The sequence below is a fragment of the Georgenia deserti genome (assembly GCF_042680605.1).
Classification (GTDB): Bacteria; Actinomycetota; Actinomycetes; order Actinomycetales; family Actinomycetaceae; genus Allobogoriella; species Allobogoriella deserti.
In genome coordinates this window covers 1-510 of the sequence record NZ_JBHUEE010000032.1, presented here as the reverse complement: position 1 = coordinate 510, position 510 = coordinate 1, and the positions used below count along the sequence as shown (strand labels likewise).

The window sequence follows — 510 nt, the reverse complement described above, 5'->3', positions numbered from 1 at the left end:
AGATTTTCCTTGAGATGCCTTCGCGCCCTATTGCGCAAAGGGGCCTCCTTTTTTCCGGGATCTCCGGCCCGGACCGGTCGAGGCATTTTGCGCCCCATGGCGGGGTCCACCGAAATGCGGACCCACCCCATATAGCAGAAGCGGCCCGCAGGGGGCCGCCTCGCAATTTCTTATTTACGCAGTCCGAGTTTGGAAATCAGCGCATTGTAACGCGCGACATCTTTTTTCTTCAGATAATCGAGAAGCGAGCGACGCTTGTTGACCATCTGGAGCAGACCACGACGCGAGTGGTTGTCCTTGTGATGGCTCTTGAAGTGAGCGGTCAGGGTGTTGATGCGGTCGGTCAGGATCGCAACCTGCACTTCCGGCGAACCGGTATCGCCCTTTTCACGGGCATTTTCCTTGATCACTTCGGCTTTGCGTTCAGCAGTAATAGACATTTTTTTCCTTCGAACATCGTGTTTTAAAGGTTGAAGCCACGAACGGTTCTTAATTCCCCGCCGATTTGCT

General features: G+C 54.1%; 1 protein-coding gene. It reads right to left on the bottom strand.

What is annotated here, in order from left to right:
* Positions 1-170: 170 nt before the first annotated feature.
* Positions 171-440, bottom strand: a complete 270-nt coding sequence (rpsO, locus tag ACFSE6_RS18940; RefSeq protein ID WP_374610721.1) for a 30S ribosomal protein S15 — start codon at positions 438-440, stop codon at positions 171-173.
* Between the last annotated feature and the right edge of the window lie 70 nt (positions 441-510).

What these genes read in the sequence shown, in the direction of transcription:
- rpsO (WP_374610721.1), bottom strand. Translation starts at nt 440, where the DNA reads ATGTCTATTACTGCTGAACGCAAAGCCGAAGTGATCAAGGAAAATGCC.